The organism is Ensifer sp. ENS09 (genome assembly GCF_014852425.1).
Lineage (GTDB): Bacteria > Pseudomonadota > Alphaproteobacteria > Rhizobiales > Rhizobiaceae > Ensifer.
Map to the genome: position 1 here is coordinate 1,444,898 of NZ_JACVBP010000001.1, position 21,165 is coordinate 1,466,062.

At 63.0% G+C, this 21,165-nt stretch carries 17 protein-coding genes; 6 read left to right on the forward strand and 11 right to left on the reverse strand.

Annotation, left to right across the window (positions count from 1 at the left end):
* Positions 1-69 precede the first annotated feature (69 nt).
* Entirely contained in the window at positions 70-927 is an 858-nt protein-coding gene (locus IB267_RS07195; RefSeq protein ID WP_192446986.1) for a transglutaminase family protein, read from the forward strand.
* A gap of 52 nt (positions 928-979) precedes the next feature.
* Here IB267_RS07195 and IB267_RS07200 read toward each other — a convergent pair whose 3' ends face one another.
* The 8 genes from IB267_RS07200 to chvE all read right to left on the reverse strand — a co-directional run bounded on the left by IB267_RS07200 (position 980) and on the right by chvE (position 11,058).
* Positions 980-1,648 carry a hypothetical protein gene (locus IB267_RS07200; RefSeq protein WP_192446987.1) on the reverse strand — a complete coding sequence of 223 codons (669 nt, stop codon included), beginning with the start codon at positions 1,646-1,648 and terminating at the stop codon, positions 980-982.
* A gap of 252 nt (positions 1,649-1,900) precedes the next feature.
* Positions 1,901-2,284: a nuclear transport factor 2 family protein gene (locus IB267_RS07205; RefSeq protein WP_192446988.1), complete on the reverse strand. Its 384-nt coding sequence runs from the start codon at positions 2,282-2,284 to the stop codon at positions 1,901-1,903.
* A gap of 401 nt (positions 2,285-2,685) precedes the next feature.
* Positions 2,686-4,431, reverse strand: coding sequence for an L-arabinonate dehydratase (gene araD / locus IB267_RS07210; RefSeq protein ID WP_192446989.1), 1,746 nt, complete (start codon positions 4,429-4,431; stop codon positions 2,686-2,688).
* 54 nt (positions 4,432-4,485) lie between these two features.
* Positions 4,486-5,919 carry an aldehyde dehydrogenase family protein gene (locus IB267_RS07215; RefSeq protein WP_192446990.1) on the reverse strand — a complete coding sequence of 478 codons (1,434 nt, stop codon included), beginning with the start codon at positions 5,917-5,919 and terminating at the stop codon, positions 4,486-4,488.
* A gap of 66 nt (positions 5,920-5,985) precedes the next feature.
* Positions 5,986-6,981 carry an AraD1 family protein gene (gene araD1, locus IB267_RS07220; RefSeq protein WP_192446991.1) on the reverse strand — a complete coding sequence of 332 codons (996 nt, stop codon included), beginning with the start codon at positions 6,979-6,981 and terminating at the stop codon, positions 5,986-5,988.
* Positions 6,982-7,149: 168 nt separating this feature from the next.
* Positions 7,150-8,358: a multiple monosaccharide ABC transporter permease gene (gene mmsB / locus IB267_RS07225; RefSeq protein WP_043611659.1), complete on the reverse strand. Its 1,209-nt coding sequence runs from the start codon at positions 8,356-8,358 to the stop codon at positions 7,150-7,152.
* Positions 8,358-9,893 carry a multiple monosaccharide ABC transporter ATP-binding protein gene (gene mmsA / locus IB267_RS07230; RefSeq protein WP_192446992.1) on the reverse strand — a complete coding sequence of 512 codons (1,536 nt, stop codon included), beginning with the start codon at positions 9,891-9,893 and terminating at the stop codon, positions 8,358-8,360. The genes mmsB and mmsA overlap by 1 nt, the downstream gene beginning before the upstream one ends.
* Positions 9,894-9,990: 97 nt before the next feature.
* Positions 9,991-11,058: a multiple monosaccharide ABC transporter substrate-binding protein gene (gene chvE, locus IB267_RS07235; RefSeq protein WP_034793892.1), complete on the reverse strand. Its 1,068-nt coding sequence runs from the start codon at positions 11,056-11,058 to the stop codon at positions 9,991-9,993.
* A gap of 287 nt (positions 11,059-11,345) precedes the next feature.
* Here chvE and IB267_RS07240 point away from each other — a divergent pair, with 287 nt between their 5' ends.
* On the forward strand, positions 11,346-12,317 hold the full coding sequence (locus IB267_RS07240) for a LysR family transcriptional regulator (RefSeq protein WP_192446993.1): 972 nt from the start codon (positions 11,346-11,348) through the stop codon (positions 12,315-12,317).
* Positions 12,318-12,392: 75 nt separating this feature from the next.
* On the forward strand, positions 12,393-12,842 hold the full coding sequence (locus IB267_RS07245; protein WP_192446994.1) for a hypothetical protein: 450 nt from the start codon (positions 12,393-12,395) through the stop codon (positions 12,840-12,842).
* Positions 12,843-12,845: 3 nt separating this feature from the next.
* Here the strand turns inward: IB267_RS07245 and IB267_RS07250 are convergent, their stop codons facing one another.
* Positions 12,846-13,100, reverse strand: a complete 255-nt coding sequence (locus tag IB267_RS07250) for a hypothetical protein (RefSeq protein ID WP_192446995.1) — start codon at positions 13,098-13,100, stop codon at positions 12,846-12,848.
* Between the two features lie 336 nt (positions 13,101-13,436).
* Between IB267_RS07250 and iolG the strand changes: the two genes are divergently transcribed.
* The gene (gene iolG, locus IB267_RS07255; protein WP_192446996.1) at positions 13,437-14,429 is read left to right on the forward strand and encodes an inositol 2-dehydrogenase; all 993 of its coding nucleotides are present in this window, start codon (positions 13,437-13,439) and stop codon (positions 14,427-14,429) included.
* 87 nt (positions 14,430-14,516) lie between these two features.
* Here the strand turns inward: iolG and IB267_RS07260 are convergent, their stop codons facing one another.
* Both IB267_RS07260 and IB267_RS07265 read right to left on the reverse strand, forming a co-directional pair.
* On the reverse strand, positions 14,517-16,877 hold the full coding sequence (locus IB267_RS07260; RefSeq protein ID WP_192446997.1) for an EAL domain-containing protein: 2,361 nt from the start codon (positions 16,875-16,877) through the stop codon (positions 14,517-14,519).
* Positions 16,878-16,994: 117 nt separating this feature from the next.
* The gene (locus IB267_RS07265) at positions 16,995-18,221 is read right to left on the reverse strand and encodes an ROK family transcriptional regulator (RefSeq protein WP_192446998.1); all 1,227 of its coding nucleotides are present in this window, start codon (positions 18,219-18,221) and stop codon (positions 16,995-16,997) included.
* A 346-nt stretch (positions 18,222-18,567) separates the two neighbouring features.
* Between IB267_RS07265 and xylF the strand changes: the two genes are divergently transcribed.
* Together xylF and IB267_RS07275 are read left to right on the forward strand one after the other, a co-directional pair.
* Positions 18,568-19,605 carry a D-xylose ABC transporter substrate-binding protein gene (gene xylF / locus IB267_RS07270; RefSeq protein WP_043611674.1) on the forward strand — a complete coding sequence of 346 codons (1,038 nt, stop codon included), beginning with the start codon at positions 18,568-18,570 and terminating at the stop codon, positions 19,603-19,605.
* A gap of 227 nt (positions 19,606-19,832) precedes the next feature.
* Positions 19,833-21,158, forward strand: a complete 1,326-nt coding sequence (locus IB267_RS07275; protein ID WP_192446999.1) for a sugar ABC transporter permease — start codon at positions 19,833-19,835, stop codon at positions 21,156-21,158.
* Positions 21,159-21,165: the final 7 nt, after the last annotated feature.

Here is a 21,165-nt window from a genome sequence, read left to right on the forward strand (position 1 = left end):
CGTAAAAACAAGGAAATAGAGCGCTTTCACAACTCCGTTGACCGGAAGCGTTCTAGATCGGAGGATGGCATGCACCTGAAGATCAGCCACACGACCGAATATCACTATGACGAGCCCGTGCAGTATGCCCTGCAGCGCCTGCGGCTGACGCCGCTCACCCAGGTGGGCCAGACCGTGCTCGGCTGGGAGACCCTCGTCGATGGCGCTGCGATCGAAGTGAGCTACGACGACCACTTCGGCAACCGTGTTCACCTCGTCAGCATCGACGGTGATCGCGAAACGATCCGTATCACGGCCTCCGGCGAGGTCCACACGGAGGACCGCGCCGGCGTCTTCGGCCCGCACCAGTCCTATGTGCCGCTGTGGCTCTTTGCGCGCGAAACACCGCTTACCAAGGCCGGAAAGCTCATCCGAGAACTCGCAAAATCCGCCGAAGGTGACACCGACCTTGCCCGCATGCATGCGCTGATGGAGACGATCCACGAGGCGGTGACGTACAAACCCGGCGAGACCCATGCGGAAACAACGGCCGAGGATGCGCTGGAAAGCGGCCAGGGCGTCTGCCAGGACCATGCCCATATCCTGATCGCAGCGGCGCGCTCGCTCAATCTACCGGCGCGCTACATCTCGGGCTACCTGATGATGGAGGGGCACCCCGAGCAGACCGCCAGCCACGCCTGGGCCGAGGTGCATCTCAACGGGCTCGGCTGGGTCGGCTTCGATGCAGCCAACAAGATCTGCCCGGATGATCGTTATGTGCGCATCGCCTCCGGCCTCTGCTACCGCGACGCCGCCCCCATCTCCGGGCTGATCCACGGCGAGGCGAAGGAGACGCTGAAGGTGTCGGTCACGGTCGAACAGCAGCAGCAAAGCCAAAGCCAGAATCAAAGCCAAGCCCGGGGCCAGAGCCAAAATCAGAGTCAGTAGGGCCTGAGACGGGGCGGCGAGGACGCCCCGCCGAAGCTGCAGGATGTTGCGACTACCGCGAGGCGCTCGCCTGCAGGATGCGGCAGAGCGAAACCAGCCCGCTGTCATAACCGCCGCCAACGACATCGCGACAGCGTTTGATCAGCTTGACCCGCTCGCCGGCGGGCAGTGCATTGAACGCGGCCATCGAAGCACCCGGTGAAACCGAGCCTCCCGAACCGCCTCCGGTTCCACCGCCAACGCTGCCGCCACCCCCGGAGCTCCCGCCGCCGGATCCCGTTCCAACTCCCACGCCGAGCCCGAGCCCGACGCCGTTGCCGCCGCCTGCGTTGGCCTTGAGACCAGCAGTCAGGCCATTCCGTCCACCGACCGTGGCATTGACCGAAGTGTTGAGCCCTTTTCCGCCGCCAAGGCCGACATCGGCGTCGGCGTTGATGCCATTGGCGCCGCCGGCGCTCGCCTGCACATCGGCGTTGACGCCTTGCACACCGCCGATCGAGGCGTTTGCGTTGGCATTGACGCCGTTTGCGCCGCCGAGCGATGCGTCGACATCGGCCTTAATGCCGTTCGAGCCACCGAGGCCCACATTGGCGTTCAGCCCGCTCGGGCCACCGACGGACACGCCGACGCCAAGACCGTTCGCACTCTGTGAAAATGCCGGCTGGGACAGCGCCACCGTCGCAAGAAGACCGAGCGACAACGCAAATACATTCCTCCGCATGATCGTCCTCCTAACAAGGTCAGGGTCGGAATGGCCCCGACAATGGGGATACGTCGCAGGGTTGCTGCCGGTTGCAGCGGATCAGCCGAAAAGCGAGGGTTTTGCCCGGTGTGGATAACACAGGGCGAAGATGCGGCCGAAGGCGTGTCTTTTCGAAACGATGACTTATGACACGCACATAGGATCACCGCGCCGAAACCGATGCGGTGATCTTGTCTGAGGTCAGCTCAATCGTAGCCGATCAAAGGAGGTCTATCGGACGCGCGACGCCGTCAGGCTGACCAGCGGCCCGAAAAAGCCGATGATGCGCGTAATGCGCGTCTGGCCGGGATCTAGGAATGCGATGTCCAGACCCTCGGGGAAAGATGATCCGTCGGGCATCACAAACCGCCAGGCGAAGCGTGCGATCCCATGATGAACATCCAGGTCGCTTGTCCGCGTAATGCGCGCTCCCGGATGCCTGGCCTGAATGCCGGCGATATGCGCGAGCAGTTCTTCTGCGCCGACGGCATGAACCGTTGGATCCGTATACGTTGCGCCATCGGCCCAGATCGGTACCAACAACGCCCGCCTCTGCTCGGCGTCCTCCGACGACCAGGCGGCGCAATAGGTATCGATGAGATCTATCAACGGCACGCTTCTTCACTCCTTTGGATCATTGGTTCCGACATGGCCCTTGTTCAGACGATCAAGCCGAGGCGCATGCTCTTTCTCGCCGCAGAAGGGCCAGCGGCTGGGCGACGGCTGCATATTTGCTTCGATCGCCGCCGTTTAATGAGCACTGCCGCGGCCGCCCCGTCTGCAGGCACGTACCGTCGCGGGGACAAACTATGACGTCGACGCTGCGACGCCAATACGCACCCAGTGGTAAGTGCTTACCCAGAAGTAAGGAAAGAGGAACAGGCCTGCGGACAAAGGCGGATTGGGGCCGTCGCACAGCAATAGCGGTGCGACGGTGACCTTTGTACGTCTGATTTGACGCAAACTGTGGCGCACGCAGAAGGACGAGCGAACCTTCCGCCCGTGCGCTGACAGCGTCAGTGGCTGTCGCGGTTCATCGGGATTTCCGCCCCGCGCGGGCCGACGAGGAAGTCGAGATCCGCGCCGGTGTCGGCCTGCATCACGCTCTTGACGTAGAGGCCGGCATAACCACCCTTGAGCGGCATCACCGGCGACACCCAGGCCGCACGACGGCGTGCAAGCTCTTCGTCGGAGACGTCGAGATGGATGGTGCGGGCGGGTACGTCGACGGCGATCATGTCGCCATTTTGAACCAGCGCCAGCGGTCCACCGTCGGCAGCTTCCGGCGCGGTATGCAGGATCACGGTGCCGTAGGCCGTGCCGGACATGCGCGCATCCGAGATGCGGATCATGTCGGTGATGCCCTTTTTCAGCACCTTCGGCGGCAGGCCCATATTGCCCACTTCGGCCATGCCCGGATAGCCCTTCGGGCCGCAATATTTCAGCACCATCACGCAGGTCTCGTCGATGTCGAGATCCTCGCTGTTGATGCGGGCGTGATAGTCCTCGATGCTCTCGAACACGACGGCGCGCCCCTTGTGCTGCATCAGGTGCGGCGAAGCCGCCGACGGCTTCAGCACGCAGCCCTTGGGCGCGAGATTGCCGCGCAGCACCGCGATGCCACCTGACTTGGTCAGCGCCTTGTCGCGCGGCACGATCACGTCGTCGTTGTAGTTGACGACATCCTTGACGTCGTTCCAGATCGTGTCACCGGTGACGGTCACAGCATCCTTGTGAAGGAGGCCCATTTCGCCAACGGCCTTGATCACGACCGGCAGGCCGCCGGCATAATAGAACTCCTCCATCAGGTACTTGCCCGACGGCTGAAGATTGACGATCGTCGGCACGTCGCGGCCGAGGCGATCCCAATCGTCGAGACTGAGGTCGACACCGACACGGCCGGCAAGCGCCAAGAGGTGCAGTACGGCGTTGGTCGAGCCGCCGACAGCGCCGTTGACGCGAATGGCGTTCTCGAAGGCCTGCTTCGTCAGGATATCCGAAGGCTTCAGATCCTCCTTGACCATGTCGACGATGCGGCGGCCGGAGAGCTGGGAGATCACCCGGCGGCGGGCATCGACGGCAGGGATCGCCGCATTGCCGGGCAGGGTCATGCCGAGCGCTTCGGCCATCGAGGCCATCGTCGAGGCCGTGCCCATGGTCATGCAGCTGCCGGCCGAGCGGGCCATGCCCTGCTCCGCATCCATGAATTCGGCGAGCGACATCTCGCCGGACTTCACCATTTCCGAGAATTGCCAGATTGCCGTGCCGGAGCCGACGTCCTTGCCGCGCCACTTGCCATTCAGCATCGGGCCGCCGGAGACGAGGATAACCGGGATATCGACGCTGGCAGCGCCCATCAACAGGCTCGGCGTGGTCTTGTCGCAGCCGCCAAGCAGCACGACGCCATCGACCGGATTGCCGCGGATCGCTTCTTCGACGTCCATCGCCGCGAGGTTGCGGAACATCATCGCCGTCGGACGCAGCGTGCTTTCGCCGACGGAAAACACCGGAAACTCGACCGGGAAGCCGCCGGCCTCATAGACGCCACGCTTCACCCGCTCGGCAAGGTCACGCAGATGCGCGTTGCACGGCGTCAACTCCGACCAGGTGTTACAGATGCCGATGATCGGCCGGCCATCGAAGGTGTCGGCAGGCAGGCCCTGGTTCTTCATCCAGGAGCGGTGCATGATGGCATTCTTGCCGGTGCCGCCGAACCAATCCTGCGAACGCAGCTTGCGCGGCCATTCAGCTTTCTTCTTCATTTCTTCCTTCCTTATGCGGCCCGCGCCGTTCACGCGGGCCTGTGACGGCGCGCTTCAGGCGAGCGTGTAGGCCGTCTTGACGGTTGTGTAGAACTCGGCGGCGTAGCGTCCCTGCTCGCGCGATCCGTGCGACGAGCCCTTGCGGCCGCCGAAGGGCACGTGGAAGTCGACACCCGCCGTCGGCAGGTTGACCATCACCATGCCGGCCTCCGCATTGCGCTTGAAATGGGTCGCGTGCTTGAGGCTGGTGGTGGCGATGCCCGACGACAGGCCGAAGGGCGTGTCGTTGGCGACAGAGAGCGCTTCGTCGTAGTCCCTGACCCGGATGACCGATGCGACCGGCCCGAAGATCTCTTCGCGGGAAATGCGCATGGCGTTCGTCGCCTCGGTAAACAGCGCCGGCTGCAGGTAGAAGCCGGGCGTGTCGCGCTTCAAGAGTTCGCCGCCGAAGGCAAGCTTGGCGCCTTCCTGCTTTCCGATGGCGATATAGTCGGTGTCCTGGTTGAGCTGGCTCTGGTCGACCACCGGACCGATCTGGGTGCCGGCCTTCAGCGCGTCATCAATGGTCAGCCCCTTCATGCGCTCGCCCATCGCGGCAACGAAACGATCATGAATGCCCTCGGTGACGATGAGGCGGGACGACGCGGTGCAGCGCTGGCCGGTCGAGAAGAAGGCGGAATTGACCGCTGCCTCGACCGCGACATTGAGATCGGCATCGTCGAGCACGACGAACGGGTTCTTGCCGCCCATCTCCAGCTGGTATTTGCGATTGTGCTCGACCGAAGCCAGTGCGACGCGTTTGCCGGTACCGGTCGAGCCGGTAAAGGTGATGGCGTGCACATCCGGGCTGTCGAGCATCGCCTGGCCGACGACCGAGCCCTTGCCCATGACGAGGTTCAACACGCCCTTCGGTAGGCCGGCGCGATGGAGGATGTCGACGATCGCCCAGGAACTGCCGGGCACCAGCTCGGCCGGCTTGAAGACAACGGTGTTGCCGTAACAAAGCGCCGGCGCGATCTTCCAGGCAGGAATGGCGATCGGGAAATTCCAGGGCGTGATGATGCCGACGACGCCGACCGGTTCGCGGGTGATCTCGACACCGATATTGGGCCTTGCCGACGGCAGCACTTCGCCCGCCAACCGCAGGCATTCGCCGGCGAAGAAGTCGAAGATCTGGCTGGCGCGCACCGTCTCGCCGATGCCTTCGGCCAAGGTCTTGCCCTCTTCACGCGACAACAGCCTGCCGAGCTCGTCCTTGCGGGCAAGGATCTCGTCGGCGGTTTTTCTCAGGATCGCATGGCGCTCGAGGATGCCGGAGCGCGACCAGGCCGGAAACGCCGCCTTCGCAGCGGCAATCGCCGCCCGCGCATCGTCCGCAGACGCGCGGGCATATTCGCCAACCACGTCGTTGGTGTCGGACGGGTTGATGTTGGCAACCCCGTCACCACCGACCCATTCGCCGGCAATCAGGTTTTGGTGCAATGTCATAGGCTTCGAGCCTCCGTCATGAACGCGAGCGACCGTCCCTCTCGAACGGTCGCGCCTGGAGATCTGTCAGAGCTGACGGATCGCGACTTCTTCGTCTGCCGCGATGGCAAGCGCGTTGCGAAGCGGCAGGCCGAAGCCCGAAGCCTCGATCTCGAACACGTCGCCTTCCTCGGTGCGGATGCCGTCACCGAAGGACAGCGTTGCCGTGCCGAACATGTGCACGTGCACGTCGCCCGGCTGGCGGAACAGGCCATACTTGAAATGGTGATGCTCAAGATTGGCGAAGCTGTGCGACATGTTGGCTTCGCCCGACAGGAACGGCTTTTCCCAGAGCACCTTTCCGCCGCGCAGGATGCGCGACATGCCACGGATATCCTCCGGCGCCACGCCGATGCGGATTTCCGGACCGAAGCTTGCCTGACGCAGCTTCGAATGCGCCAGCCAGAGGTAGTTGACCCGTTCGGTCTTGTGGTCGGAGAACTCGTTGGCAACGGCGAAACCGATACGGAACGGAACGCCCTTGTCAGAGATAACGTAGATGCCGGCCATTTCCGGCTCTTCGCCGCCGTCCTCGGCAAAAGCGGGCGAAACGAGCGCATCACCGGGCGCCACGGCGGACGTGCCGTTGCCCTTGTAGAACCATTCGGGCTGCACGCCGGTCTCGCCTGATTTCGGCTTGCCGCCTTCGAGGCCCATGCGGAACATCTTCATCGATTCCGTCAGGCTTTCCTCGGCTGCCTCGCTTGTCTTCTTGTGCATGGCGTCGCGGGTCGCAGCCGAGCCCAAATGCGTGAGCCCCGTGCCGGTCAGATGCAAGTGCGCCGGATCCGGATGGGTGATCGGCGGCAGGAAGCGTCCCTCCGCATAGGCCTTGTCGAGGTCGACGGCGGCCCCGAGACCCGTGGCCTCGATCGTCTCCTTCAGGCTGCGCCCGGCATTGGCCGCTTCGATCGCCAGCGCATAGACGCTCGCCGCACCGTTCACCGCATGCGCCGCCTCACCGGGCTGCCGCACCGCCACCGTGATCGATCCGTCTTCGTTCCTGATCTGCGAAATCAGCACGATGCTATCCTTCCTATCGTCTCGGGTCGCTGTGTTCGCCTTCTCGAGGCAAAAGCGTTCCCGTGGGTGGCTCTCGCCACCCAATTCCGGCGGACCAATCCGCCGATCCTGGCAGCCGCGGCTGCCGGTGAATGTTATTGGTTTACGCCGGGTCTTATGGCTTTCCGCTCAACCCTTGTTCTTGTTGTAGACATCGAAGAACACCGCAGCGAGGAGCACGAGGCCCTTGATCAGTTGCTGGTAATCGATGCCGATGCCCATGATCGACATGCCGTTGTTCATCACGCCCATGATGAAGGCGCCGATGACAGCCCCGATGATCTTGCCGACGCCGCCCGACGCCGAGGCGCCGCCGATGAAGCAGGCCGCAATGACGTCAAGCTCGAAACCGACGCCGGCCTTCGGCGTTGCCGAGTTGAGGCGAGCGGTGATGATCATGCCGGCGAGTGCCGCCAGCACGCCCATGTTGACGAAGGTGTAGAAGGTCAGCCGTTCGGTGTTGATGCCCGAAAGCTTTGTCGCCTTGACGTTGCCGCCCATCGCATAGATGCGGCGACCGATCGTCGAACGGGTGGTGATGAAGGTGTAGAGCGCAATCAGCACCGCCATGGCGATCAGCACGTTCGGCAGGCCGCGATAGGTCGCAAGCTGGAAGCCGATGAACAGCGCCACGGCGGCGATGACCGCCATCTGCACGGCGAAGAAGATGAACGGCTCGTTTTCCGTGCCGTGCTGCTCGTTGATCTTGCGGTCGCGAATGCCCGCATAGATCGCGTAGCCGACCAGCGCGATGACGGCGACGAGCGCCACCATGTTCTGGATTGTCTCGGGCGCCGGGTTGAGGAAATAGAGGAAATCCGGAACGAAGCCCGTCGACAGCAGCTGGAATTCCTTCGGGAACGGACCGATCGGGCGGCCGCCGAGCACCACATAGGTGAGCCCGCGGAAAACCAGCATGCCGGCCAGTGTGACGATGAAGGACGGGATCTTCTGGTAGGCAACCCAGTAGCCCTGGGCCGCCCCCATGATGCCGCCAACGATGAGACAGGCGGGGATGACGACGATGGCCGGCAGGCCCCATTTCACCAGCATGATCGCTGAGATCGCGCCGATGAAGGCGACGATCGAGCCGACCGACAGGTCGATATGCCCGGCGACGATGATCAGCAGCATGCCGAGCGCCATGATGACGATGAAGGAGTTCTGCAGCACCAGGTTGGTGATGTTGACCGGCTTGAACAGGACGCCATTGGTGACGAACTGGAAGAACAGCATGATCACGACGAGCGCGACCAGCAGGCCGTATTCGCGGATGTTGTTCTTGAGGTAGTCCCCGATCGAGGGCTTGTTGTTTTGGGTGCTCGTATCGGCGACCATTAGTGTTTCTCCCCTGAACGCATGATGGCACGCATGATGGATTCCTGACTCGCTTCCGCCTTCGAAAGCTCCGCGACGATGCGGCCTTCGTTCATGACGTAGATGCGATCGCAGGTTCCAAGCAGCTCCGGCATTTCCGATGAGATCATCAGGATGCCCTTACCCTCGGCGGCAAGCTGGTTGATGATGGTGTAGATCTCATACTTCGCGCCGATATCGATGCCGCGTGTCGGCTCGTCGAGAATGAGAACCTCCGGATTGGTGAACAGCCATTTGGACAAGACGACCTTCTGCTGGTTGCCGCCCGAAAGGTTGACCGTTTCCTGATAGATCGAGTGCGAGCGGATGCGCAGCTTCGAGCGATAGTCGGAAGCGACCTTCGCTTCCTTGCGATCGTCGATGACGCCGTTTGCGGCCACCGCCTTCAGGTTGGAGAGCGTCGTGTTCTCCTTGATGTTATTGATCAGCACGAGACCGAGCTGCTTACGGTCCTCGGTGACATAGGCAAGCCCCGCATCGATCGCCCGCGGAATGGTGCTGACGTCGACGGGCTTGCCGCGCATCTTCACGTCGCCGGTGATCTTGTGGCCCCAGGACTTGCCAAAGAGGCTCATCGCCGTTTCGGTGCGCCCTGCCCCCATCAACCCGGCGATGCCGACGACCTCGCCGGCGCGCACCGTGAAATTGACGTCGTGCAGGAACTGACGATCGCGGTGCTGCTGGTGGAAGACGTTCCAATTCTTCACTTCGAGCAGCGTCTCGCCAATCTTCGGTTCGCGCGGCGGATAGCGGTCTTCCATGGCGCGGCCGACCATACCCTTGATGATCCGGTCTTCGCCGATGTCTTCGCTGTGACAGTCGAGCGTCTCGACCGTGCCGCCGTCGCGCAGGATGGTGATCTGGTCGGCGACCTTCCGGATCTCGTTCAGCTTGTGCGAGATGATGATCGAGGTCATGCCCTGCGTGCGAAACTCCATGAGCAGCTTCAAAAGCGCATCGGAGTCGGTTTCGTTGAGCGAGGCGGTCGGCTCGTCGAGGATCAACAGCCGCACCTTCTTCGACAGCGCCTTGGCGATCTCGACCAACTGCTGCTTGCCGACACCGATGTCGGTGATCAGCGTCGCCGGGCTCTCGCTGAGGCCCACCTTCTTCAAGAGTTCCTGGGTGCGGGCAAAGGTCTGCGGCCAGTGGATCACGCCGTTGCTGGCGATCTCGTTGCCGAGGAAGATGTTCTCGGCGATCGAAAGCAGCGGCACCAGCGCCAGTTCCTGGTGGATGATGATGATGCCGAGGTCTTCGCTGTCGGAAATCGTCGAGAAGCGACGGGCTTCGCCGCCATAGTGGATCTCGCCGTCATAGGTGCCGGCGGGATAGACGCCGCTCAGCACCTTCATCAGCGTCGACTTGCCGGCGCCGTTTTCGCCGACGAGTGCGTGGATCTCGCCTTCGCGGACCTTGAAGCTGACATTGTCCAGCGCCTTGACGCCCGGAAACGTCTTGGTGATGCCCCGCATTTCAAGAATGATATTGTCCATGTTCAGTCATTCCAGCGGCAGTCTTCAAGAGAGTACCGGCTCCGTCATCTGGATAAAAGGGCCCGCGCGCATGCACGGGCCCTCACGCTCAAGAAGATCAATTATTGATCTGGTCTTCGGTGTAGTAACCGGAGGAAACCAGCACGTCCTTGATGTTGGACTTGTCGACGGCAACCGGCTTCAAGAGGTAGGACGGAACCACCTTGACGCCGTTGTCATAGGTCTTGGTGTCGTTCACTTCCGGCTCCTTGCCTTCCATGATCGCGTTGACCATGCCGACGGTGACCTTGGCGAGTTCGCGCGTGTCCTTGAAGATCGACGAATACTGTTCGCCGGCAAGGATCGACTTGACCGACGGCAGTTCGGCGTCCTGACCGGTCACGGCAGGCATCGCCATGTCGCCCGAGCCGTAACCGACGCCCTTCAGCGCCGAGATGATGCCGATCGACAGGCCGTCATAAGGCGACAGAACGCCATCGACCTTGGCGTCGGTGTAGTTCGACGACAGCAGGTTTTCCATGCGGGCCTGGGCAACGGCACCGTCCCAACGCAGCGTGCCGACCTGGTCCATGCCCTTCTGGCCGGACTTGACGACGATCTTCTTGCTGTCGATCAGCGGCTGCAGGACCGACATCGCGCCATCGTAGAAGAAGAAGGCGTTGTTATCGTCAGGCGAACCGCCGAACAGTTCGATGTTCTTCGGCTCGGTTGCGCCGTCGAGCTTGAGGCCCTGGACGAGCGAGGTTGCCTGCTGCACGCCAACCTGGAAGTTGTCGAAGGTGGCGTAGTAGTCGACATTGCCCGAGTCGCGGATCAGGCGGTCATAGGCGATGACCTTGACGCCGGCGTCGTGCGCCTTCTGCAGGATGTCGGAGAGCGTCGTGCCGTCGATGGCGCCGATGACGAGAACCTTGGCACCCTTGGTCACCATGTTCTCGATCTGGGCAAGCTGGTTCGGGATGTCGTCGTCAGCGAACTGCAGGTCGGGCGTGTAGCCCGCTTCCTTGAACAGCTTCTCCATGGTCTCGCCGTCGGAAATCCAGCGGGTCGACGTCTTCGTCGGCATGGAAATGCCGACCGTGCCCTTGTCCTGCGCAAATGCCGGTGCAGCGAAGGACGCGATCGAAATCGCGGCGGCTGCGAGAAGCGAAGTCATCAATTTCATCAGTTCTCTCCCAAAAAAGTTGAAGCCGGCAGGCGAGAGCCTTTCCGTCTATGCGCAGCAATCCGCCGCCCGAGATCTTCGTCTCCGGCTGCGGTCAAGGTGAAGGAGAGGCCTCCCCGCCTCGCATGCTCCTACATGCGCTGGCACATAAGCAAAAACTGGAATGAAACCATATAACTGTCAAATACAATATTGCTTTGAATACATACCAGAAATGATATATCGAGCGCAAACAGTGTGATTTTTGAAAATCCCTGAAAACCGAATAAAAAAACGCAGAGGTTGAAATGCGCGATCAGAAACCGAGCACCGCAGGCGAACTCGTCGATTCGACGCTTTTCCGCTCGGGCCTGAAGATCAGCCACCTCCGCCTGATTCTCGCGATCGACGATCACCGCCGTATCAGCGCCGCCGCCGACGCCCTCGGCATCTCGCAACCGGCGGCATCGCGCATGCTCTCGGAAATCGAGACCATGCTGAAGGCGCCGGTCTGCGAACGCGTTGCCCGCGGTGTCCTGTTGACGCCCTATGGCGAAGCGCTGGCGCGACGCGCGCGCAGCATCTTTCTGGAACTGCGGGAGGCATCGCGCGAGATCAACGAGTTGAAGACCGGCAGCGGCGGTTCGGTCTCGCTCGGCTCTGTCACGGGCCCGGCGCTCAACCTCGCTGTACCCGCCATCCGCCAGGTGATGACCGCCTATCCCGGCATCGAGATCAACGCCCAGATCGAAAACAGCAACGTGCTGGCCAGGGAACTGCTCGCCGCCCGACACGATTTCATCATCGGCCGCATCCCCGACGACCAGCCGCCGCGGCTCTTCAACATGGTGGAGATCGGCTACGAGGAAGTCTGCCTGATCGTGCGCGACGGCCATCCGCTGCTCGACAAGCCCATGGTCGTCGCCGAGGACCTGCCCTCCTATGACTGGGTATTCCAGCCGCCCGGCACGCTTCTGAGGCGCGCGGTCGAAGACAGTTTCGTCGCGGCAGGGGTGCGGTTGCCGGCGACCGTGATCAACACCTCGTCGATCATCCTGACGCTGTCGATCGTGCGCAACACAAACGCAATTGCACCAGTGGCGCTCGACGTCGCCAACCTGATTGCCGGCAACGGCACGCCGGCCGGGGAAATCCGCATCCTGAAGACCGAGATCCCGATCCGCATCAAACCCTATGGGCTGATCACCGCCGAGGGACGCGCGCTGCCGCCGAGCGCCAAGCTGCTCTACGACCTGATCCTCAAGCAGGGCCGCGCCTGACCAGCCCGGGCATGATCACGCTGATCAGCCCGGGATAATCTCCGCCTGCCATTTTGCACGGCGATCGGAGACGTCATGTTTGGAATGTCAGTCTTTCAGTCGGTGCTCGAGCGGCTGAAATCGGAAGAGGATATCGAACCGGAACCGGCCGAAGCGACGCGTGTCGCCACGCCTTATGCCCCGGCATTCGACAACACCTTTGCGGCCGAAAGCGCCCGCTCGGCTGCCTTCGGCGCCGTCGAGCGCGCCTATCTCGATGCGTCTTTCGTGGAGCCGCCGCCTCCACCGGTCATGCCGGATTATCTCAACCGTACGACGCTTGCAGACGTGGCCGAGGAACTGGCGCTTGTCGACGGCGAAACGCAGGTGACGCTCGCGGCAAAACGGCGGGCCTTCGCGGCCCTGAACCATCCGGACCGATTGCCGGCCGCTTTCCGCGCCAATGCCACCGTGCGCATGAAGCTCGCCAACATGCTGATCGACGAAGCCGCAAAGCAGATGCGCGCCATCAACCCGGCGCCATGAACCTCAGCCGGCAGCGTCGCTCCCGTCGCCCTTGCCTTGCCCCTCGTCCCCGGCCTTCTCGACGCCCCTCTCGCTCGGCTTGTAGAAAACCAGAAGCGCTGCCGAGGCATAGGCGGTGACCGCGAGGAAGATCATCCCCCACATCGTCTGCTCGCCCAGGAATTCGACCACTGTCCAGACGCCGCAGAAGCCCACGATCAGCAGGCGGATCCACAGTGGGCGGTAGAAGGGATGGTCCGGGTCGATGAACTTGAGCATTCTGTCCTCTGGTGGCCTTGTCGCGTGCATCCCATTTAGGGGAAAATCGTCGCGGACGGCAAGGCCATGGCCTCCGACTCCCCTTGACGGATACAATAAAAATGGAATAAAAATTCCGAAATAATCCACATCGTAGACTTCGTTCCAAATAAGGAAGTGACCGAGTGGAAACGGAGGCATCAAGGGAGAGGCGCTGGCGTAGCGTTCCAACGCGCGGTCTTTCGTGGCAATTCTCCAACCCATTCGCGGAAGCAGCGTTCCGCGGCGCCTTTGCGCGATGAGCGCCGATCATCACGCCCCTTCCCGGTCGCGAACCGGAATTCGAGAGAAACAGAGATGACAGTCAGATTTGGTCTTCTGGGCGCCGGCCGCATCGGCAAGGTTCACGCGAAAGCCGTCAGCGGCAATCCGGACGCTGTGCTTGTTGCCGTCGCCGATGCCTTCCCCGCCGCCGCCGATGCCATCGCCAAGCAGTATGGCTGCGAGGTCCGCACCATCGAAGCGATGGAAGCGGCCAAGGACATCGACGCCGTCGTCATCTGCACGCCGACCGATACCCATGCCGACCTGATCGAACGCTTCGCCCGCGCCGGCAAGGCAATCTTCTGCGAAAAGCCCGTCGATCTCGACGCCGAGCGCGTCAAGGCCTGCCTCAAGGTCGTGAGCGAGACCAAGGCCAAGCTGATGGTCGGCTTCAACCGTCGCTTCGACCCGCATTTCATGGCCGTGAAGAAGGCGATCGACGCCGGCAAGATCGGCGACGTCGAAATGGTGACGATCACCTCGCGCGATCCGGGCGCCCCGCCCGTCGACTACATCAAGCGTTCGGGCGGCATCTTCCGCGACATGACCATCCATGACTTCGACATGGCCCGCTTCCTGCTCGGTGAAGAGCCGGTCTCGGTCACGGCAACCGCTGCCGTTCTCGTCGACAAGGCGATAGGCGAAGCCGGCGACTATGACAGCGTCTCGGTCATCCTGCAGACGGCGTCCGGCAAGCAGGCGATCATCTCCAATTCCCGACGCGCCACCTACGGCTACGACCAGCGCATCGAAGTGCACGGCTCGAAGGGCGTGGCTTCGGCCGAGAACCAGCGCCCGGTCTCGATCGAGATCGCCAATGGCGACGGCTACACCCGCCCGCCACTGCACGACTTCTTCATGACCCGCTACACCGAAGCCTATGCCAACGAGATCGAGAGCTTTATCGCCGCGATCGAAAAGGGTGCGGAAATCACGCCGTCCGGCAAGGATGGTCTCGCGGCTCTCGCGCTTGCCGATGCGGCTGTAAAGTCCGTCGTCGAAAAGCGCCAGATCAGCGTCGCCTGAGCCTTCGACCGACGACCGATCAAGGAAAAAGGCCGGGCGCCATATGCCCGGCCTTTTTCGTATCCGCACTGCCCGGCCGCGGCCGTTTCAACCGTCGGCGCACGCCGGCACCTTCTCCCAGCGGGCGGTTTCCTGCCCGGTGCTGGGGGCGGCCCCCGGCCTGCCGGAGAGGAAGCCCTGTATCTGCAGGCAGCCCTCCTCCGCAAGGATCTGTCTTTGCCGTTCGGTTTCGACGCCCTCAGTCACGACCGCAAGCCTGAGGCTGTGGCCAAGCGCGATGATCGCCCGGACGATCGCCTGTGCCGACGGGTCCTTTTCCAGCGCCGCAGTGAAGCTGCAATCGATCTTCAGCTTGTCGAAGGGGAAGGTCTGCAGGTTGCTGAGCGACGAATGGCCGGTGCCGAAATCGTCCATGACGATCCGCACGCCAAGCACCCGCAGGCGCACCAGAACCGCCAGCACGTCCTCGCGATTGTGCATCAACGCCGCCTCGGTGATCTCGAGCTCGAGCCGCCAGGGATCAAGGCCGGTGCGGCGCAGGATGTTCGCAACCTGGTCAAAAAGATTGGGCAACAGGAATTGCACGGGCGAAATGTTGACGGAAATCGGCAGGGGTTCGTTCCACTTCGCCGCCTCCGTGCAGGCCTGCTCCAGCACCCATTCACCGATCTGGATGATCGAGCCGCTCTCCTCGGCGATGGGGATGAAAATATCCGGGCCAATCAGCCCGCGCTGCGGATGCTCCCAGCGCAGAAGCGCCTCATAGCCGATGGCCCTGTCGCTTTGGACCTCGACCAACGGCTGGTATTCGAGGAAGAACTGCCGGCGAAGCACCGCATGGCGCAGGTCGTTTTCGATCTGGCGGCGGGTACGGACTGCCTCGTCCATCTCCCGGTCGAAGAAGCAGGCGATGCCCTTGCCGCTCTGCTTGGCGCGGTAAAGCGCCGTGTCGGCATTGTTGCGCAACTGATCCGCCGTCTGCCCGTCGGCCGGAAAGATCGCAGCCCCGATGCTGACGCCGACGGCTGTCGGGTCGCGATTGGTGTCCATTTCGGCGGCAAACAGCGCCAGGATCCGGTCCGTCAGCTGCCGCACCGCCTCCGGCTCCCTGCCGCCCACCTGGATGATCGCAAACTCGTCGCCGCCGAGCCGGGCGATCGTATCCTGCTCGCCGACGGCAGCCCGCAGGATGTCGGCGACCTTCATCAGGATGCGATCGCCCTCGCCATGGCCGAAGATATCGTTGACCGCCTTGAAGCGGTCGAGGTCGAGGCAGAGGATCGCCAGTTCCTCGTTTCTCGCAGCAGCTGCCGCCAGCGTCTGGCCCAGCCTGCGGTCGAAGAAGGCGCGGTTCGGCAGGTCCGTCAGCGCGTCATGATGGGCGAGATGTTCGATCGTGCGCTCGGCTTCCTTACGCGCCCGCAGGTCGCGCACGAAGATCACGTCGCATTCCCGGCCGCGATACTCGATCGTCCGGCACATGAACTCCACCGGAATGGTGCGGCCTTCGGCGTTCAGAAGATCGATTTCGCCCGGACCGTCGCCGTGCCTGTGGGCGTCCAATCCCTCTTCGCCAAAGACGAAGATGTCCGCCGGAGACCGCCCGGAGAGCTCCGACAGATTGCGGCCCGTCAGTGCTGCGAAGCGTTCGTTGGCGTCCACGATCACGCCGTCGAAGACGATCGCCATGCCTTCAAGCGATGCATTGGCGAGCCCGCGCAGATCCGTCAGGTGCCGGTCGAGAAAGAGCGCGCCGAAGGCGAGCACGATCAATGTGGTCGAAGCGGCGATGACGCCGCCCGCGAGCCAGGCTGGATGGATGGTCTGGGCAACGGCGACATCGGCCTCGGGCACCAGCGTGATGCCGCTCATCGAGGTGAAATGCAGCGCGCAGATGCCGACGACCAGAAGCAGCGACGCGACGACCATGCGCCGCACGCCACGTAAGAGCTGAAAGGCGTGGAGCGCGGCCCCGGCCAGCATCGTCCCGGCGAGCACGGCGGAGACCGTCGTTTCGGGATCGTAAGAAATATGCCCTTGGATCTCGATCGCCCGCATGCCGGTAAAGTGCATCGCCGCGATGCCGGCGCCGAGCAGCAGGCCGCCGCAGGTCATCGAAAGATGCGAGCGCCCGCCAAGACCGATCGCAAAGGCGAGCCAAGACGCTGCGATCGCCACGGCCACCGAGAGGAGCGTGCCCCAGGCGCCATAGGCGACGGGAACGCCGCCATCATAGGCGAGCATGGCGATGAAATGGGTGGACCAGACGCCGATACCGCAGGCAAAGCCGCTGGCCGCGATCCACAAACCGCGTTGGCTGCCTTCGCTTCGCTGAGCGCGCAACAGGAGCAGCATCGTCGCGACGCTGCCTGCCAGGCAGACGATCGCGGCAACCAGGATGAGGCGCCAGTCATGATCGTCGCGTATGCATGCAATCACTGAAAACATAATCGTCTCCCGCGTCAGGCTCACCTTGACAACGAGTCGCTAAATAACTGTAAATTGCATCGCTGCAATTGTTCACCTTCGACACAACCCCAAAAATGGTTGCGCCGAAAGTTCGTCTCAACCGTGCATCGCGGATGCGCCGACGCTGGCGGTGTCGCCATCGATCGCGCCGAGCGCCCGTGCCAGGTGCCCCTCGAAAACCAGGCGCTGCTCGTCGGCAACGACCGTGATTTCCGGCGCCCCCTGAAGCCGGATCTGCATCGATTGGGCCAGCCCCTCCTCGATCCCCGGCAGCATCAGATCGAAGTAGCGGAGGCCCGGTCCGGTGACATGGACGGGCATGCGCTCATAGAGGCTCAACATGCGCGAGATGCCGTTGCCGAGCGCGATGCCCGCCTGGCGAAAGGCGTAGCCGGCCATGCGGTGACCCTGCCGTGCGCTGGCTGCAATCTTGTCGAGTTCCGTTACCGGAACGAACTTGGCGGGAATGGTATCGGCCGGCACTTCGAAGGCCGCGCGCAGGATGCCGTAGAAGCCGGCCGCCGCCTCTATGCAGCCATAGGCGCCGCAGCGGCAAAGGCCCGCCGACGGCATGTGCAGCATATGGCCGAAATTCGGCGCGCTGACATCCATCTCGCCGCTCTGGCTCTTGCGCGCGACCCCGAGCCCTATGCTGTGCCCGAGCGAGATCGCCGCAAGCGCCCTGAAGCCGCTCTCCGGTTTGCGCTCGGCCTGCGCGGCAAGTGCCTGCGCGACCAGAAGGGTTTCGTTGCTGAGCATCACCTTCGCCCGCCAGTCCGGCGCGAGCAGCGCGGCGAAATCGAGCTCCTCCCGCCCGAACACCGGCGACCACAAGAGCCGCGCGGACGCGCCGTCGACCAGGCCCTTGCTGCTGATCGAGACGGCCAGCACCTGGCTGCGCTCCAGTCTCGACCGTTGCAACAGGCGCTCGAGCGCATCGACGAACGCCCGGGCGAAAGGGGCGGTACCGCGCTCTTCGTGGTTTCGGGTCTCGTCGAAGCGGTCGAGCAACGTGCCGCCGTAATCGACCAGCGAATATTGCACGATGTCGGACGAGATCCGGACGACGATCAGATGGCCGTGATCGCGGCGTGGCGTGAACAGCACCCGTGGACGCCCGCGCCCGCCCTGGACCTGCTGCTCGGCCTTGGCGAGCACGCCGGCCTTTTCCAGCTCTGCCGTGATCGCCGAAACGGTCGCCGAGGCAAGCCCGGTCTCGGAAGAGATCTCCGTATGGGAGAGATTGCCGGCGCGCCGGAGCGCCGCAAGGACCAACGCGCTGTTTTGCTGACGCACGAGCTCAGTGCTGGACTTGGTCAGCATGAGACGTCCCTGTCAGTGGCGGATCCTTCGAACACATGCCCCTCCCAAAGCATCTGTTGACCGGCAAGACAAGGCGCCGAACACCTTGTCGACAGCCTTGTGGCACCGATTTTCGGGACGGTCGAGAAACATCGGACACGACCGCTCGCGGAGCAGCTTGTTGATGCCGCAACCGCCGCTTTCACGCCGTGTTGACAGCCTCAAAAATCCATGACATTCATTTTCTCGACTGTCGAGAAAATAATTCCGCACGGTGTAGCGGCACGATCTACGACAGCGTCTAAGGCTGGCAGAGGATGGTGCGGGAGGTTCGCACGCTCGGCCGGCCCTCACTCGGGAGGATGAAATGAAATCCGTTTTGAAGCTGATGGCAGGCGTTGCCGTCATCGTTTCCCTGCATTCCGTTGCCCAGGCAAAGGACCTGGTCGTCGGCGTTTCCTGGTCCAACTTCCAGGAAGAGCGCTGGAAAACCGACGAAGCCGCCATCAAGGCAGCCCTCGAAGCCTCGGGCGACAAGTACATCTCCGCTGACGCACAGTCGTCCGCCGCCAAGCAGCTGACCGACATCGAGTCGCTGATCGCCCAGGGCGCCAATGCACTGATCGTGCTTGCCCAGGACAGCGACGCCATCGGCCCGGCGATCGAAAAGGCCGCTGCCGAAGGCATTCCGGTCGTCGGCTACGACCGCCTGATCGAAAACCCGGCGGCCTTCTACATCACCTTCGACAACAAGGAAGTGGGCCGCATGCAGGCCCGTGAAGTGTTCAAGGTGAAACCGGAAGGCAACTACGTCTTCATCAAGGGCTCGTCTTCCGACCCGAACGCCGACTTCCTCTTCTCCGGACAGATGGAAGTGCTGAAGGAAGCCGTCGACGCCGGCAAGATCAAGAATGTCGGCGAAGCCTATACCGACGGCTGGAAGCCTGAAAACGCCCAGAAGAACATGGAGCAGTTCCTGACCGCCAACGACAACAAGGTCGATGCGGTCGTCGCCTCCAACGACGGCACCGCAGGCGGCGCAATCGCTGCCCTCGACGCTCAAGGGCTGGCTGGCTCCGTTCCGGTCTCCGGCCAGGACGCAGACAAGGCGGCTCTGAACCGCGTTGCGCTCGGCACGCAGACCGTTTCGGTCTGGAAGGACTCGCGCGAACTCGGCAAGCGCGCCGCAGAAGTCGCCGTCGAACTTGCCGGCGGCAAGAAGATGGAAGAAGTCTCTGGCGTCACCACCTTCAACGGCGGCCCGAAGGGCGTCGCCATGCAGTCGGTCTTCCTGGCTCCCCTGCCGATCACCAAGGACAACCTGAACGTCGTCATCGACGCGGGCTGGATCTCCAAGGCCGAAGCCTGCCAGGGCGTAAAGGGCGACGTCGCGGCCTGCAAATAAGCCGCACCAGCAGAACTGAGCGCTGACAAAAGACAAGCGCCGCAACGCAACCCGTTGCGGCGCTTGCGCAAGGTGCGGACGCGGCGGACAATACCGCTTCCGCGACCGCAACAATCAGCACGCAGGCTCCGTTTCTGCCGTCGCACCGGACTTGTCGCGTCCATTTGGGGCTCTTGGTGCCTCTGACGCGATGACATCAACAACATAAGTGGGGGGAAGGCACGTCCATGGCCGACATCACACAAGGCAACACAAAGGGCGCACAGACAAATCGCGCCCGTACAGCGGACGAGAACCCGGTAAAACGTTTCTTCCGCGCCACCGAGATCGACACCCGGCTGCTCGGCATGGTCGGCGCGCTCGTCATCATCTGGCTCGGCTTCCAGATCATGACCGGCGGGCTGTTCCTGACGCCACGCAACCTTTGGAACCTGACGGTTCAGACCTCCTCTGTCGCCGTGATGGCGACCGGCATGGTGCTGATCATCGTCACCCGCAACATCGACCTCTCCGTCGGCTCCGTGCTCGGCTTCTGTGGCATGGTCATGGGGGTCATGCAGGCAAAGTTCCTGCCGCAATATCTCGGCCTCGAACACCCGGCCATCTGGATCATCACCCTTCTGAGCGGCATCGCCGTCGGTGCCGCCATCGGCGCGCTGCAGGGCTCGATCGTCGCCTTCCTCAATGTGCCCGCCTTCATCGTCACGCTCGGCGGCCTGCTCGTCTGGCGCGGCGCCACCTGGTTCGTCACCAGCGGCCAGACGGTCGCACCGATGAACGCCACCTTCCGCCTGATGGGCGGCGGCACAGAGGGCTCGATCGGCGCAACGGCCAGCTGGATCGTCGGCATCCTCGCCTGCATCGCCATCGTTGCCGCCATCCTCAATTCGCGCAAGCAGCGCAAGCGCTTCCGCTTCCCGCTGCGACCGGTCTGGGCAGAGTACTTCCTGGCGATCCTCGGCTGCATCCTGGTGCTCGGCGCGATCGCGGTTGCCAACAGCTACTATTGGCCGACCAACATCGCCCGCAAATATGCCGACGCCAACGGCATCGCCTGGCCGGACGGCGGTCTCATGATCTCGCACGGCATCGCCATTCCGGTGCTGATGGCGATCGCCGTCGGCATCGTCATGACCTTCATCGCCACCCGCCTGCGTTTCGGCCGCTATGTCTTTGCGCTCGGCGGCAACCCCGAGGCGGCCGAACTCGCAGGCATCAAGACCCGCTGGGTCACCGTCAAGATCTTCACGCTGATGGGCATCCTCTGCGCCATCGCCGCGGCAATCTCGACCGCCCGCCTCAATGCTGCGACCAACGCCCAGGGCGAACTCGACGAGCTCTATACGATCGCCGCAGCCGTCATCGGCGGCACCTCGCTTGCCGGCGGCGTCGGCACGATCGCCGGTGCCATGATCGGTGCGCTCGTCATGCAATCCCTGCAGTCGGGCATGGTGCTCTTGGGGATCGACAGTCCGTTCCAGCGCATCGTCGTCGGCGTGGTCCTCGTCGTCGCCGTCTGGCTCGACACCGTCTACCGCGCCCGCGCCAAGTAAGGAGTAC

Coding starts and splice junctions, on each gene's coding strand:
- IB267_RS07265 (WP_192446998.1), bottom strand. CDS start 18,221: ATGCTGACCAAGTCCAGCACTGAGCTCGTGCGTCAGCAAAACAGCGCG.
- IB267_RS07200 (WP_192446987.1), bottom strand. CDS start 1,648: ATGCGGAGGAATGTATTTGCGTTGTCGCTCGGTCTTCTTGCGACGGTG.
- IB267_RS07260 (WP_192446997.1), bottom strand. CDS start 16,877: ATGTTTTCAGTGATTGCATGCATACGCGACGATCATGACTGGCGCCTC.
- mmsB (WP_043611659.1), bottom strand. CDS start 8,358: ATGGTCGCCGATACGAGCACCCAAAACAACAAGCCCTCGATCGGGGAC.
- chvE (WP_034793892.1), bottom strand. CDS start 11,058: ATGAAATTGATGACTTCGCTTCTCGCAGCCGCCGCGATTTCGATCGCG.
- IB267_RS07240 (WP_192446993.1), top strand. CDS start 11,346: ATGCGCGATCAGAAACCGAGCACCGCAGGCGAACTCGTCGATTCGACG.
- iolG (WP_192446996.1), top strand. CDS start 13,437: ATGACAGTCAGATTTGGTCTTCTGGGCGCCGGCCGCATCGGCAAGGTT.
- xylF (WP_043611674.1), top strand. CDS start 18,568: ATGAAATCCGTTTTGAAGCTGATGGCAGGCGTTGCCGTCATCGTTTCC.
- IB267_RS07195 (WP_192446986.1), top strand. CDS start 70: ATGCACCTGAAGATCAGCCACACGACCGAATATCACTATGACGAGCCC.
- mmsA (WP_192446992.1), bottom strand. CDS start 9,893: ATGGACAATATCATTCTTGAAATGCGGGGCATCACCAAGACGTTTCCG.
- araD (WP_192446989.1), bottom strand. CDS start 4,431: ATGAAGAAGAAAGCTGAATGGCCGCGCAAGCTGCGTTCGCAGGATTGG.
- IB267_RS07250 (WP_192446995.1), bottom strand. CDS start 13,100: ATGCTCAAGTTCATCGACCCGGACCATCCCTTCTACCGCCCACTGTGG.
- IB267_RS07215 (WP_192446990.1), bottom strand. CDS start 5,919: ATGACATTGCACCAAAACCTGATTGCCGGCGAATGGGTCGGTGGTGAC.
- IB267_RS07245 (WP_192446994.1), top strand. CDS start 12,393: ATGTTTGGAATGTCAGTCTTTCAGTCGGTGCTCGAGCGGCTGAAATCG.
- IB267_RS07275 (WP_192446999.1), top strand. CDS start 19,833: ATGGCCGACATCACACAAGGCAACACAAAGGGCGCACAGACAAATCGC.